Here is a 14126-nt window from a genome sequence, read left to right on the forward strand (position 1 = left end):
GCGTATCCCTGGTGGTGTTGCTTGTCGTTTTCGCCAGCAGGGGTGGAACCGTAACCCTCAGCGCAGGTAGGGGCGATGGGCGCAAGGCTGCCTCCGTCCGCGTCCCTGGACGGCGCCCGCCCCGGAAGGGCTGATTCATCAAGTAGTCGATCTTGTGGTGTCGCAAGGCGAGGGCCTGATCCACTGGAGTGGAAGGGCCCTCGCGGTCAACGGAGCGAAGTTGTCCAGTGATGGCCCCGCACCTTCCTGACGACGTTGACGGTCTCGGCAGTAAGAGAGCCTCCGGGGAGCGTTGAACCCCTGGTTTCGTTCTACAGGTTGATGCAGTTCCTTTGGAAGTGCGCGCCGAAAGGTGAAAGCGGAGCAGCCAGCCAGCCGAGGACGGTCGGGCGGTCGCCATGTTGGGGCTGGAAATTGCAGAGGTCGAGGTTGTCAGTTCGCGCCCGATTTGATCCACGCGGGGAAGCTGACCTGCGGTGGATCAGATAGGTCTGGAGAGGGCTCCGGCTCGTAGTCCCATTCGATCTGATCTATTTCGCCTGACTGATGACGCCAGACGTGGTGCCGAGCGTAGACGCTCATGTTGTCGGTCAGTAGGTAGACGAGAGCCGTCGCCGGGACTGGGACCTGTGGTCGGCAGCGGGGTCGAGGCGGGGGCGAGTTCATGGAGTGGTTGATGGGGTCTGTGCCCGTTTATGTGCCACATTGGCGTGGGCGCTACTGTGCCGTCATGTTGATAGGACGCCACCTTGAGCGCGCCCGTTTGGAGGAGCTGCTGGCGAAGGCCCGCGAAGGGCGGAGCGGGGCGTTGGTCGTGCAGGGTGAGGCGGGGATCGGCAAGTCGACCATGCTCGAGGATCTGGCGTCGGTCGCGGACGGGATGGGGGTGTTACGGGGGTCCGGCATCGAGACCGAGGCCGAGTTGCCATTCAGTGGGCTCCACCTGCTCTTGCATCCGTTCGTGGACCGGCTGGAGGTTTTGCCGGGCCAGCAGGCGGCCGCCATGCGGTCAGTGTTCGGGCTGGCCGAGGTTCCGGTGCGCGACCCGTTCCTCGTCGGCGCCGCGACGCTGACGCTGCTGTCGGACCTCGCCGCGCGGCGGCCGCTGGTGTGCCTGATCGACGATGCTCAATGGCTGGATCGGGCGTCCTCGGACGCGTTGTTGTTCGCAGCGCGCAGGCTTCATGAGGATCCGATCGTGATGGTCTTCGCGGTACGGGACACCGCACAACCGTTCCTCACGCCGGGGATCGAGGTCATGCGGCTGGACGGACTGGACCGTGACTCCGCCGTGGAACTGCTGGCGGAATGCGCGCCCGAGCTGACCGTTCCGGTGCGTGACAGGCTCCTGGACGAGGCGGGCGGCAATCCGCTGGCCCTGATGGAGCTTTCCCACGCGTCGAGGGACGGCCTGGCCACGCCGGTCGGTCCGCTGAGGATCGCCGGACGCGTGCAGGACGCCTTCCGGGCCCAGCTGGAGGAGCTGCCCGCTGCCACCCGTCTGCTCCTTCTACTGGCGGCGGCCGACGGCGCCTGCGAACTCGATGTGGTTCTGCGGGCGGGCGTCGCCCTCGGTGTGTCACCCGTCGATCTCGGTCCGGCTGAAGAGGCCCGTCTGGTCGTGACGTCAGCCGACGAGATCAGGTTCCGTCATCCGCTGATCCGCTCGGCCGTGTATCAGAGCGCTCCTCATCATCAGCGCATCGCCGTACATCAAGCCCTGGCTGGCGCGCTGTCGCTTGTGGCGGACTCCGACCGCCGCACGTGGCATCGGGCCGCCGCGGCCACCGGCCCCGACGATGAAGTCGCCGGCGAGCTGGAACACACTGCCGAGCGAGCCCGAGATCGCGGTGGGGCGGTGGCGGTCGCCTTGGCGTACGAGCGCGCCGCACGGCTCAGCACCGGCCAGGAGGGCAAGGCACAGCGCATGGTCCGCGCGGCCCGCTCTGCCTACGACGCCGGCCGCCCGGAATGGGCGACCCGGCTGGCGACCGAGGCCGCTGCGCTGACCGGCAGGGCCGCTGTCGTCGCCGAGGCCACCTACGTGCGTGCGCAAGTGGCCTACGAAAGCACCTCGCCGGCCGCCGACGCAGCCCTGGCTTTGGAGGGCGCCATGCTGATCACCGGCAGCCATCCGGAGCGGGCGGTGTCCATGCTGACCGAGGCCGTGTGGGCGGCCCGCGACGCATGCGCCCATGATCTCGTCAAAGAAGCCGTCGCCCAGTTGGAGACCGTCCGGCTGCCCTCCGGCGCAGCGCTGGCGCCCGTGGTGGCGGCCCTGATCGGGTACGGCAGGCACGCCGACGGTGATTTCGGCGCGGCGGTCGTGCCCATGCGCGCGCTGGTCGAGGCTGTCCGGACCGGAACCGTCCAGGACTTCGTCGAGCGGGTGATCGCCGGATTCATGGGGCTGCTGACCGCCGACGACGTGGCGGCGACGGACGTGCTCGAGTCGCTGGCGGCCGACGTCAGAGCGGACGGGTCGCTCGGCTGGCTTCCGTACGTGCTGGAGCCGCTGGCCATCGGCCGGCTGCTGCGGGGCGACTTCCGCGGCGCTCAGGCCGACCTCGCTCAAGGCATCTCGCTGGCGTCCGACATCGGCATGGACATGCAGGTGACCGTACTGAAGGCCATCGCGGTGTGGCTGGCCGCCGTCATCGGCGACGCCGCCGAGTGCCGTGCGTTGGCCGCCGAGGTGCGTGAACACGCTGCCCTGCACCCCACCAACGCGGCCCTCGCCTCGTGGGGCGTTGGACTGCTCGACCTCGCCGAGGGACGTTCCGAGCAGGCGCTCGACGCGTTCGAGGAAGCATGCGGGGGCCCTGCCCGGCACGATCTGCTCATCAGGGCCGTACCGGATCACGTCGAAGCCGCCATCCGCACCGGACGCGCCGACCTGGCCCGACGACACCTGCCGGCCTTGTCGGCGTGGGCCGGGCACAATGACGTCGGCAAGGCTCTGGAGTTGCGCTGCCAGGCCCTGCTCACCGACGGTGACCAGGCCGAACGTCACTACCGCGCCGCGCTGCGGCTCATCCCCGACCGGCCGTACGAACTCGCGCGGACCAAGCTCGCATACGGAGGATGGCTGCGCCGCCAGCGCCGCCGCTCGGAGGCTCGCGCCGCTCTGGCGCAAGCAGAGGACACCTTCGCCAGGCTCGGCGCGGCACGCTGGGCCGAGCGCGCCCGCACCGAACTGACGGTCCTCGGCGACAGACCCGTGGCCCACGCCCAGGCCGACGACCCGCTCCAGCGGCTGACCCCACAGGAACTCCAGGTCGTGCGACTGGCCGCAGCCGGGTACAGCAACAGGGAGATCGCGGCGCGCCTGTACCTCAGCCCGCGCACCGTGGGACATCACCTCTACCGCGCTTATCCGAAGATCGGCGTGACCCGCAGGATGGAGCTCGCCAAGCTCGAGCTGTGAGCCGTATCAGTCGACCTACTTACTCGTCACCATGGCCGGCACCCGCCGCGGACCGGCCTGAGGTACGCCGCTCTCGTCGCCGCCCGTCCTGGTCAGCGGATCTGTCAGAACAGTCGTGAGGCCGATGCCCGCCTTGCCATGCTGTCCCTAGATTCGAGCCATCGAACCGACGAACGGAGACGCACATGCTTCTGGAGAACAAGACCGCGGTGATCTATGGGGGCGGCGGAGCCATCGGCGGCGCGATGGCGCGGGGCTTCGCAGCCGAGGGAGCGCGAGTCTTCCTCGCCGGACGCACTCCCGGCAAGCTCGACACCGTCGCCGCGGACATTCGCAGTCAGGGCGGCCTGGCCGAGACGGCGATCGTGGACGCCCTGGACGAGAGCGCCGTCAACGGCTGGGTCGACTCCATCGCGGCACAGACCGGCAGCATCGACGTCTCGGTCAACGTCATCTCCCAGGACGCGCTGTTCGTGCCGCTGCTCGACATGCCCGTCGCCGACTTCGGCCGCGCGATGGACAAGGTGGCGCGCTCGTTTCTGCTGACCGCAAAGGCCGCGGCACGGCATATGGTCAAGCAGGGCTCGGGAGTCATCTTGCACTTCGGCGGCTCGGACCCGGCCAACTCCTCGCCCGGCCTGGGAACCGTACAGGTCGGCTGCGACCTGGTCGAGGCCATGCGCCGCCAGTGGGCCTGCGAGCTCGGCCCGCACTCCGTACGCGTGGTCTCGATGCGTACCGGTGGGATCCCCGATTCCCTGGGCGACCTTCCCGAGATGGCGCCCTACAAGCAGAAGATGGTGGATGCGACGCTTCTCAAGCGAGCCGCGACCCTGGACGATGTCGGCCGAGTCGCCGCGTTCTTGGCGTCGGAACACGCCAGGAGCATCACCTCCACGCAGGTGAACATCTCCTGCGGAGCCCTCGTCGACTGACACGACAGGTGCCGGGGAGGCATAGACCCTTACCCGCGGACCGATGCCGCGGGCTGGGACGAGCGTGAACGCGATGCCTCCCCCTGGAGGGACCCGCGCAAGGCAACCTGCGGAAGCGACATTCGGAGAACAGCATGAACAACGACGTCACCCAGTACATCAACAAGACCGCGCCCTGGCAGATCGACGTCTGCGAGAAACTGCGCGCAATGGTCCACGAGACGGTTCCCACGGTCGAAGAACGGCTGCAATACGGCAAGCCGCACTTCCTCAAGAACGGCCAATTCGCGGCCGTCATAGCGGTCTCCCGGAACAAGGTGTCATTCATGGTGTTCAACGCCACGGACATCCCTGTGGTCAAGGGCTTCATCCGAGCACTGGGCCAAGGGGAACGCAAGGCCGTCGACATCGAAGAAGGGCGGGATGTCGACTACACGCGCCTCGCCGACATTCTGGGACAGACCACGGTCGCTTTGTGAGCAGGCCGGCTCGCCCCATCTGATCTCGCTGCTCAGCTTGTCGTTTAAGGAGGTTTTGATCCGCGACGCTCACGCTCGAAAGTCCTCGCTCGCCCCCCTGATGGATCGGACCGTTGACCAGGTTCAATGCTGCTTACCGCCATGTGGTGCAGGGAGGCGGACGCCCACACGAGGTCGGCAGGGCCGAGGGCCGGCCACGTCTGGTCCAGGTCGGCTTGGATGGTGCGGATCCGGTCGGCGACGCCGAGGCGGGTGATGAGCCGGAAGTTGCCGCTGGTGATGCGGGTGCTGTGCGGCGGAGTTTTCGGCTCTGCGCAGGTGCTGATGTTGTCCGGGATAGGTCCGGCGGACGAGTTGCGCAAGCACGCCATCGCGGTGGCCGTGGAACTGCGGCTTCGGCATCATCCCCACGGTACTGAGCACCCCGCAGCCGTGGCACCGTGCGCCTCGCTTCGGCCGGACCCCGGGGCCGCCCCGTTGATCGATCCCGCTTTCTTCAGCGAACCCGCCTTCCTGCGCCGCACGACGCACAGCGCGGCCCACCCCGTGGGAACCTGCCGCATCGGACCCGACGCGGCGTCGGCCGTGGTGGACCCTCAACTGCGCGTGCACGGAGTCGCCGGGCTGCGGATCGCCGACGCCTCCGTGATGCCCTCGCTGATCGGGGCCGACACCGACGCCGCCGTACTGGCCATCGCGGAACGAGCGGCTGAACTCCTGCTCGGCTAGGAACCTGCCGAGTCCTGGACGATGCGGCCGACGGCGGTGACGACGGCTGCCCGCAGTTGCTGCCACCGCTCGGCCGTCCACGGGGCGCCGCTGTCGGCGATCTGGAGCGCAAGCGGGGTGAGCACATGAACGTGGTTGACGGCCCAGACCACGGCATAGAGGTCGGCGTGGTCGAGTGACTGGCCGGGCTGGGCCGCGGCAAGTACGGGCGATTCCGAAGTCGATAAGGACGACCCTGCGCGGGGTGAGCAGTACATTGCCGGGTTTCACGTCTCGATGGAGGATGCCTTCGGCATGGGCGTGGCCAAGGGCGTCGAGCAGTTGGCGGGCGATCCGTGCGACAAGGAGAGGGGAGAGCGGTCCATTTCTGCGGATGACTTGGTCCAGCGTGAGTGAATCACGGACGAACTCCATCACGATCCAGAGCCGTCCGTCGTTCTCAACGACGTCGTAGACAGTGATGATTCCTGGACGCGCCAGCCGGGCCACCGACCGTGCTTCTTGGAGCGCAATCCGGCGTACGGAGATGTCGTCCAAGGTGACGGTCATTTCCTTGACCGCAACATAGCGGTCGAGGAGAGCGTCGTGGGCCAGCCAGACGACTCCCATTCCTCCGCGCCCGATCCGTTGGATCAATTGGTAGCGCTCGACTCCTCCACGGATACCCATAAGAGAGATCGTGGCAGGTGGGACCTTCTTCGCGGGGTGCGACCGCGTCCGGGTCAGAACTCGGACGCTCGGACAGCTAGGACTCCGCGGGTGCGGCTCGGGATGCGCTGCACTTCTCCAAGTGCTGGAGTTGCTCGTCGGGCTGAGCGGCGGGCTTGCGGTACACCTGGGTCTCGATGCCCAAGCTGAGTTCGCACTGCGTACGGAAATAGTGCTTCTGGGCTTCCTCGAACAGCTTGGCGGTGGTCTCCTGCGAGCGCATGAAAGCCAGAAGACCCCACCCCTCCCGCAGCCTCAGGACGATCTCGTCCTGTCCGAAGACCGGCTCGGAATCTCCGGTGTTGCGCACGGTGGTGGCGAAATGGTTCTCCAGCTCGAAACCGAACTCCCCAGCGCGTCGCGGAAGATCGGTCAGGATCGTGCGGTCACCGGGGTAGTAGTGGTCGTGCATCTCGACCATGCGGCGGATCTCGTCCGGCCCCGTAAAAGTGTCGTCGTTCACGTCGACGACGTACAGCAGCCCGCCCGGCCGCAGCACTCGCCACATCTCTCGCAGAGCGAGGTCAGGGCTGCGGAGGTGGATGAACAGGAAGCTCGCCATGACCACGTCGTGGGACGCGTCCGGCTCGCCGGTGGCGTAAGCCGTCCCGCGCCGTACGTCCAGCTGGGGGAAGGCGGACCGCGCTGTGGCGCGCAGGTCGGGTGAGGGTTCGACACCCCGGATGCGGTAGCCGGAGAACGGCGGCTCCTTTGCGACCGCCGCGAGGGCGTCTCCCGGCCCGGTGCCGACGTCGAGCAGCGAAGCGGGCGGGGGAGGGAAGGCGGTCGCCATGAGCCGCGGCCGCTGCTCGGCGGCCATCAGCCGGCTTTGTGCGGCGAGTCTGGGCAGCTCCTCCTTACGAGGCAGCGGGTCCAAGTAGATGTTCTCCGCCCCCAGGAGATCTCCCGCCAGCAGGTGTTCCCGGTCGGTGTCCGCAAGGAAGGGGACGAGCGAGGGGACGGCTATCCGGGTTCCGTTGTGCATCGACCGCTTGCCCAGCGCACGGTATTCGACGTACAGCTTCTCCATGGCCGCTGCGCCCTCGATGGTCATCACCGTGACGGCGTCGGCGCCGGAGCCGATGTCGGCATGCCTGACGAACCCTCGCCTGGCGTACCTGTCGATGAGTCGGCGATGAGTGCCACGAACGGTGAGGAAGAACCGGACCGGGCGCAGCGACTCGGAGATCTGCAGCATCATCGACGTGCCGAGCTGTTCGCTGATTAGGGCGCCCCGATACGGGGCCTCCTCCAGCCGCTTGCCGATCTGAACCGACAGGCCGTCGACTTTCGGCAACTCCAGATGGGTCAGTTCGGGTGCGCCGGGCTCGTAGACGTAGGCGGCCAGCGCACCGATGGTCTCGTCACCGGACAGGGCGCACAGGTGAAGGCCGTCCGGGTCCTTCGGGTGATGCACCATGTCTTCGCCGAAGCCCTGCTCGGCCATGTACACGCGCCGCCGGAGGCGCGTTATCGCCTCACCCGCATCGTGCCATTCGACCCACCGCGCTCGTAGGGCGGCGTCATCGTGCATGGCCTGAGATCCTCTCGGCGTATGGATGAGGGCGCCATAAGGATGACATATGACTCTTGAGCGACATATGTTTCCATGCGTCCGTTTAATCTCTTTGGATAGCAGAAACGGCTTACCGGACCTCGTCTTCTGAGTCATGGATAGCGCTTGGAGAATGGCGCGTACGCCGGGGCGGCCAGGGTCGTAGCACTCCGCGTGCGCCTGGCCGTCAGTCTCGCCATCGACATAGGCGTGCACTTCGGCGAACTGGACCCGCCATCGGCTGTGGCGGCAGAGGCCTCCCCGCCCGCTGGGCACGCTGACCGTGGCCATAGCGGTGTCGAAGGAGTCTCTCAAGGCACATTAGTGTTGCCGCGTCGCTAGCATGACACCTTCTGTCACTGAGCGGAGCGATCCGGATACTTAGGGAGCGGTCGTGGTCCATGCCGTTCGATCCGAGAGGTGCTCCTGTGACCCGTTCTCTCCGTGAGTCCAACGTCGCTGCCCTTTTCGCCCTGCTTGACAGCACTGGCGATGGGCAGATCGCTGCCGATGACTTCAAGCGCATCGCCGACGGGGCATGTGCCGCGTTGGCCCTCGACCCGGGTTCGCGTCAGCACCAGGCACTTCAGCAGTTGTGCGCGGACTGGTGGGAACACATCCGCGAGGACGCCGACCTCGATGGCGACGCCGTGGTGAGCGAGTCGGAATTCATCAAGGCGGTGGACCACTTGGTCGCGAGCCATCCGCAGTTCCAGCAGATGACCCTCGCGCTGTCGTGCGCGGGCTTCGACGCCGCCGACATCGACGAAGACGGGTTCATCTCGGCGCCGGAACTCGATCGCCTCTTCAGCGCACTGGGCATCCCGCACGAGGTGGCCGAGGGGGCTTTCGCGCAACTGGACACCGACGGCGACGGCAGGATCTCCCGCCAGGAGTACGCCGAGGGCGTCTGGGTGCTGATCACCAGTGAGGACCCCGATACCCCAGGATCGGCGATCCTGGGGCAGACGAGGGTGGGCTGAGCCGCCGAGCATCTCCCGCTGCAGGTAACGACGGCCTGTCAGTGAGGTCGGCCCCGCCGCCGTCTGTGCTCAAGAGCGAAGCGGCGGCAGGGGCTCACGTCAAGGCCCGGACGTTCCAGCCCCGACCGGTCGGCTCTTCGAGAGGGGTTATCACAGGTTCTGCTCTTTCAGCCAGGTCAGGACCGTCTCGGCGACCTCGCGCCAGCCGGAGTCGATGGTCAGCGAGTGCGCCTTGTCCGGGAAGTCGATGATGTCGGTGACCGCGTGGGAGTGGCGGTACTGCTTGAGAGTCGCGCGCACCACGGTCTCGGGCACGGTGTGGTCCTTGCCGCCTGCGATGAGCAACAGCGGTCCGCGTGACTCGTTCGCGGTGTTCACCTTGGCTGACGAGTGCGGGTTGAAGTTGGCAGCGGCGGCCTCGAAGAGCGGCTTGCCGGGGGCGGGTATGGACCAGCGGTCATACAGCTCCAGGGACTCCTGCTCCGAGATGGCGTTGCCGAAGGCGTAGCGGAACTGTTCGGGGGTCAGCGAAACCGACTTGTTCTTGTTCGCCGGATTGCCGAGCACGGGGAAGCCGGACCGCAGCGCCGACAGCGGTAGTGGCAGCACGCCCTTGATCTGGGCGGCGTCGATGGCCACCGCCGCTGCGCCGAGGTCGAGGCCGAGCAACTTCTGGGCGATCATTCCGCCGAATGAGTGCCCGATCAGGATCGGTGCCGAAGGCAGCCGTTCGATGATGCCGGCAAAATGTTCCACCACGTCGTCAATGCCGTGGCCGGCGATCGCGTCGGGATTCGCCCGCGATGCCGCGACCGTGTCGCCGTCGCCGGGCCAGCCCGGAGCTTGCGGCAAGTAGCCGGCGTCCTGGAAATATTCCACCCACGGATCCCAGGACGAGGCATGCAGCCAGAGACCATGGATGAAGAGCACGGGCGTTCCCACGGTTTTCTCCACTCGTCATGAGCTGGGCGCCAAACGCACCACAGCCGTCGCGTAGACCGTAGGACGGCGGAGGACCTGCCGGCTTCAGTCGTGGGCGTGAGTCATTTGCCCCGGGCAACCGGCGTCAGGGGTATCAGCTAGCGTCACCTGACTGAAGGTGGTCGCGCCTGGCCTGGTTGCCGGGGTTGTTCGGCGCGGCAGCCAGCTGATTGCGGGAGACGATTCCGAGTTTGGGGAACATTCGGTACAGGTGCGAGCTGACCGTGCGGTGTGACAGAAACAGACGCTGGCCTATCTCGCGGTTGGACAGGCCCTGGGCCGCCAGCTCGGCGATCTGGGCTTCCTGCGGCGAGAGCAACTCGCGCGGGTTCGACGTCGGCTGCCACCCGCGTTCGCCCGTCGCACGCAGCTCTTGGTCAGCTCGCTGCGCCCACGTGCGGGCACCTAAGGCGTCGAAGGTGGCCCGCGCCGCCCGCAGTGGTTCACGGGAGTCGACGACGCGTCGCTGCCGGCGCAACCAGGAGCCGTAGGCCAGTTCAGCCCGAGCTCGATGCCAAGGCAGCCGGCGACCCGCGCCCTCCATGGCGGTCCGGAAGAGCGACTCGGCCGACGCGGGGTCCGCCAGCACTGCTCTCGAATACTCCAGGGCGATGGTCGATCCCGTCGAGGGGGAAGCGCCCACGAGGTCTTCCACCGAGGTCAACACGGATCTCGCCTCGGCGCGGCGACCGGTGCGGACGGCGGCGTCGGCCAGGTAGCTGAGAGTCCACACCTGCTGTACGCGTTGGAACGCGGGGTCGGCCGGCGTGTACACGCGGCGAAGCTCGCCGTACGCCTGATCGTGACGGTTCGCGCCCAGCTCGGCGATGCCACGAGCGAGCTGGACGCCGGCGAGCAGGGACGATGCCGCGTTCGGGGTCCGCAACGCCACGTGCTCGGCCTCCGAGAGCAGGTCGTGGCCTGCGTCCCAGCCCCTGCCCACCGCGTCGATCAGTGCTACGGCGATGCGTGCGGTGGCAGCCCACAAGGACTGACCCGTCTCGTCGGCGAGCCGCATGGCCTCGTCGGCCGAACTCGCCACGTCGAAGGTCCCCAGGTAGATCTCGGCCCATGCTCGTATCGCCAGCGCCTCGGCGAGCAGGCTCATGCGGCCCTGCGCGCGTAGCTCTTGGACTGGTGTGGACAGGAAGGCGACGGCACGGCGGAAATCGCCCGTGCAGAATGCCGCGATTCCCAGCAGGCCGGCCAGATCCGGTCGCCCGCCGGCGTCCGCGGGCCACCGCGTGAGCTGCTCGATGACCGTCGGCCCCTGCTCGTGGGACTCGGAGAGCGCGTAGATGGCCAGCAGCCGAGGGTCATGTGCCGGCACGCTCACCTGCTGCGCCGCCTGGACGATCTCGTGCCTCACCGTCTCACCGGGGTCGCGCCACCAGACCCTGCGGGCTGCGCCGACCAACAGTTGCATCGCAAGGTCGACGTCCTGTGCGTCCGTGGCGTGCTGTGCCATGCCGACCAGGTGACGTACTTCCGCAGGTTCACCCGTTGAGCCGTCGTGGAAGACGCCCTCGAGCCAGGTCAGCCTGGACCGATCCCGCTGTCGCAGTGTCATTCCCGTGACCTGCGCCTTGATCTGCTCAACCTGGCTGAACCGGCCGAGTTGGTAACCAAGTTCTGCGGCGCTGAGCAGGCGGGCGGCTCTCGACTGCGGGTCCGGACTCAGCGCCGCCGCCCGCTCGAGCCAGGCGGCGGCGGAGGCGACCGCACCGCGGCGTTGGGCGTTGTCGGCCGCCTGTTCCAGCTCGGCCGCGATCTGCTCGTTACGTCCTGACAGCGAGAAGGATCGGTGCCACACCGCGCGGTCCGGATGAGGTGCCAGGACGCGCGCGAGCGCCGCATGCGCCTGCTGGCGCGTGGCCGGCGGCATGGCCTGCCGAAGGGCCGAGCCGACCAGCGGGTGGGCGACGCGGTACCTCTCGCCGACCACGGTCAAGAGCCCGTGCTCGAACGCCGGCTGAACCAAGGCACGGTCGAGGGGCGAACCATGGAGGATCTGCGCGGCCGCGAGGACGTCGTTGATGTCGTCGCCGTCGTCGACCGCGGCAACGGTCAGGACCGCGCGTACGGCTGGGGCGAGGTGCTCGGCACGCGCGGCGAACGCCTGTTCCAGGCGAGTGGTCATGGGCAGGTCCTCATCGAACTCGGTCCACGCGTACCGTCCCGACTCCAGCGCAGCGGCGAACTCCAGCAGGGCAAGTGGATTGCCGCGGGCCTGCCACAGCACGCGATCGCGCAGCGTCGAAGACAAGTGCGGCGCCCGCGCGTCCAGCAACGCGGCCGATGCGGTCTCGTCGATGCCGTTTAGCTCCGTCCATTCGACCGTGTGCGCGTCAGCGAACGGCAGCGCCTCTGGGCGGGACGTGCAGAGGACGATGATCCGCTCACTGGCGATCCGGCGTGTGACGAAGGCGAAGGCGTCTATCGACGGCTGGTCCATCCAGTGGAGATCGTCGAGGCACACGAGGACGGGCGTCTGTCTCGCCGCGTCGACGAGCAGCTCCAAGACCGCCAAGAATGTGAAGAATGGGTTGATTTCGGTCGAATCGCCCATGGCGAAGCAGGCGAGGAGCGCGTCGCGCTGCGTGGTCGGCAGCCGGTCGACGCGGGGCAACAACGGTCGGAGCACCTGGTGAAGGCCGGCGAAAGGAAGGTGCGTCTCGGACTGACTGCCCCGCGCAGTGAGCACGGCGAACCCGAGAGACCGCGCATGCTCCACAGCCTCCGCCTGCAGTGCGCTCTTGCCGACCCCGGGCTCTCCGAGCAGCCCGATCGCGCGACCTCGGAAACCGACACCGTCCAGATGTCCGAATAGGGACCGCAACTCGTCGTCGCGCCCGACGAGGCGCTGGCGGGTGACCGTGTTCATGGGGTCGAGCATCCAGCCGCCGGCGCCCCGTGTCCAACCCCGGGGGGGACCCCCCGGCTGAACGATCCTCAGGTTGGACCGCGACTGGACGATGTCTACCTGACTTCCGGATCTGCCGCCGGCCTTGGTGATCTACGCTGCGTCCGTGCAGCTCTGTCTCGACGCGTACGTCTGGGTAGCGGATCCACTGCCTCGTGTTCTTGATCGGTTCATTTCTGCATACGTTGATGCGGATGATCCCGGTGATGAGCGCTTCGCTGCGTTTCGGCGGGTCTATCTCCTGGGGGCGGTTAGCGATGCGGATGTGAGGGCTCTTGATGAGCTTCGTCCCGAGAGTGGGGGAGGTGGGTTCTCGCTGTACCTCAGGGGGCGTGATCATTCCCAGGCGATCATCACGATCACTGACGAAGGGGCGGCCGTTCTCGGCCTCAGTGTCCAGGCTTCAGGCGATCTTGCGGTTACGCTCCGCCAGGCTGAGGAGCTTATAGATCACCTTCTGGAGGACTTCTCCTGCGTAGCTGGGCTGGCGGGCGTGGAGTTGCCGCCGCCGCAGAGTCGGTCCGAATGGGATGACGATGGCTTGGTGCTGCTCCGGGTGGGGGCACCGTCAGTTGAGTCATCGACGCCTGCGTAGATTCGCGGTGCCCGTCTGTTGCAGCGCAGTGGCCTGGGAGCATGACTGCTGAGCCGCTGCATCCGCTGGGGACGACCCGGCGGAGATCTTGCGTGTGCTGCCGGAGCGGTGGCACGAGCAGTTCCTCAGCGAGTATCACAGCGCGTTGGACGCGGCCCACGAGGTGTGGCGGTTCCAGCAGCTTCGGGAGCTCTTGCGCGTGTGGCGGTTGCATGCGGCCGCGGTCTCCGATCCCGACTTCGACCGGGCGGAGCAGGCGGTTCGGGAGGGGCGGCGCGAGGAGTTCGTGTCGATGGAGGGCGCCTTCCCTGGTTGGGCCGAACGTCGATGAGCTACTCCACGTGGCGGCGTTGTCCCAGATGAAGGGCCTTCCGGAGGAAGCGGTCGGTCACACCTCACGCATTTGACGCTCGCGGTCGTGATAAGGCCGTACGGGGTTCAGGCATCCGGGAGCAGGACGATGCGGCCCGTCGCCCGCCCTTCCTCCAGCAGGGTGTGGGCTAGTGGGGCCTGCGAGAGCGGCAGCGTCTGGAGCTCCCGTGCGCGTAGTTTTCCCCTGTCGAGCAGGAAGTTGAGTGCCACCGCGACGTGGGCCAGTTCGTCGGCCGAGGCATTGGAGATCGCGAAGCCGCGCAGGCTCGCATCCCGGGTGTAGAGCGCGCCGACCGGGAGCGGAGGGCGGGCCTCAAGATTGGCCATCATGATCATTCTGCCGCGGTGGGCGAGGAGCGGGACGACCTGCTCGAGGTTGTGGTGGCCGGAGGTGTCCCAGTACACGTCGATGCCGTCCGGCGCCGCCCGGCGAAGGCGA

At 67.5% G+C, this 14126-nt stretch carries 11 protein-coding genes and 3 pseudogenes; 7 read left to right on the forward strand and 7 right to left on the reverse strand.

Annotation, left to right across the window (positions count from 1 at the left end; genetic code table 11):
• The first annotated feature begins 730 nt into the window (after positions 1–730).
• The 3 genes from Pth03_RS37685 to Pth03_RS37695 all read left to right on the forward strand — a co-directional run bounded on the left by Pth03_RS37685 (position 731) and on the right by Pth03_RS37695 (position 4841).
• Complete coding sequence (locus Pth03_RS37685; protein WP_203949288.1) at positions 731–3427, forward strand: ATP-binding protein; 2697 nt, start codon at positions 731–733, stop codon at positions 3425–3427.
• A gap of 185 nt (positions 3428–3612) precedes the next feature.
• Positions 3613–4362, forward strand: a complete 750-nt coding sequence (locus tag Pth03_RS37690) for an SDR family NAD(P)-dependent oxidoreductase (RefSeq protein ID WP_203949289.1) — start codon at positions 3613–3615, stop codon at positions 4360–4362.
• 134 nt (positions 4363–4496) lie between these two features.
• Complete coding sequence (locus Pth03_RS37695; protein ID WP_203949290.1) at positions 4497–4841, forward strand: DUF1801 domain-containing protein; 345 nt, start codon at positions 4497–4499, stop codon at positions 4839–4841.
• A 137-nt stretch (positions 4842–4978) separates the two neighbouring features.
• On the opposite strand, the pseudogene Pth03_RS42780 reads toward Pth03_RS37695, so the two are convergent.
• A pseudogene (locus Pth03_RS42780) lies at positions 4979–5086 on the reverse strand (SAM-dependent methyltransferase); the annotation flags it as partial.
• Between the two features lie 10 nt (positions 5087–5096).
• Between Pth03_RS42780 and Pth03_RS37700 the strand changes: the two are divergent.
• Positions 5097–5570, forward strand: coding sequence for a GMC oxidoreductase (locus Pth03_RS37700; protein WP_239119683.1), 474 nt, complete (start codon positions 5097–5099; stop codon positions 5568–5570).
• On the opposite strand, the gene Pth03_RS37705 is transcribed toward Pth03_RS37700, so the two are convergent.
• The 3 genes and pseudogenes from Pth03_RS37705 to Pth03_RS37715 form a co-directional block, all read right to left on the reverse strand.
• Complete coding sequence (locus Pth03_RS37705) at positions 5567–5827, reverse strand: hypothetical protein (protein WP_203949292.1); 261 nt, start codon at positions 5825–5827, stop codon at positions 5567–5569. The two genes, Pth03_RS37700 and Pth03_RS37705, sit on opposite strands and share 4 nt — an antisense overlap.
• Positions 5823–6239: pseudogene (locus Pth03_RS42710) on the reverse strand (serine/threonine-protein kinase); the annotation flags it as partial. The pseudogene Pth03_RS42710 and the gene Pth03_RS37705, both read right to left, overlap by 5 nt.
• 76 nt (positions 6240–6315) lie before the next feature.
• Positions 6316–7812, reverse strand: a complete 1497-nt coding sequence (locus Pth03_RS37715) for a class I SAM-dependent methyltransferase (RefSeq protein ID WP_203949293.1) — start codon at positions 7810–7812, stop codon at positions 6316–6318.
• Between the two features lie 422 nt (positions 7813–8234).
• Between Pth03_RS37715 and Pth03_RS37720 the strand changes: the two genes are divergently transcribed.
• Positions 8235–8816: an EF-hand domain-containing protein gene (locus tag Pth03_RS37720; protein WP_203949294.1), complete on the forward strand. Its 582-nt coding sequence runs from the start codon at positions 8235–8237 to the stop codon at positions 8814–8816.
• A gap of 150 nt (positions 8817–8966) precedes the next feature.
• Here the strand turns inward: Pth03_RS37720 and Pth03_RS37725 are convergent, their stop codons facing one another.
• Together Pth03_RS37725 and Pth03_RS37730 are read right to left on the reverse strand one after the other, a co-directional pair.
• A complete protein-coding gene (locus Pth03_RS37725) occupies positions 8967–9758 on the reverse strand; it encodes an alpha/beta hydrolase (RefSeq protein ID WP_203949295.1) in 792 nt (263 codons plus the stop codon).
• A gap of 133 nt (positions 9759–9891) precedes the next feature.
• The gene (locus tag Pth03_RS37730; RefSeq protein WP_203949296.1) at positions 9892–12681 is read right to left on the reverse strand and encodes an ATP-binding protein; all 2790 of its coding nucleotides are present in this window, start codon (positions 12679–12681) and stop codon (positions 9892–9894) included.
• A 145-nt stretch (positions 12682–12826) separates the two neighbouring features.
• On the opposite strand from Pth03_RS37730, the gene Pth03_RS37735 reads away from it, so the two are divergent.
• Both Pth03_RS37735 and Pth03_RS37740 read left to right on the forward strand, forming a co-directional pair.
• Positions 12827–13315, forward strand: coding sequence for a hypothetical protein (locus Pth03_RS37735; protein WP_203949297.1), 489 nt, complete (start codon positions 12827–12829; stop codon positions 13313–13315).
• Between the two features lie 73 nt (positions 13316–13388).
• Positions 13389–13646: pseudogene (locus Pth03_RS37740) on the forward strand (DUF6247 family protein); the annotation flags it as partial.
• Between the two features lie 107 nt (positions 13647–13753).
• Here the strand turns inward: Pth03_RS37740 and Pth03_RS37745 are convergent.
• On the reverse strand, positions 13754–14126 hold a 373-nt coding region (locus Pth03_RS37745), incomplete at its 5' end, for a zinc-binding dehydrogenase (RefSeq protein WP_203949299.1).

Origin of the sequence: Planotetraspora thailandica (assembly GCF_016863335.1) — a bacterium.
GTDB classification, from domain to species: Bacteria; Actinomycetota; Actinomycetes; order Streptosporangiales; family Streptosporangiaceae; genus Planotetraspora; species Planotetraspora thailandica.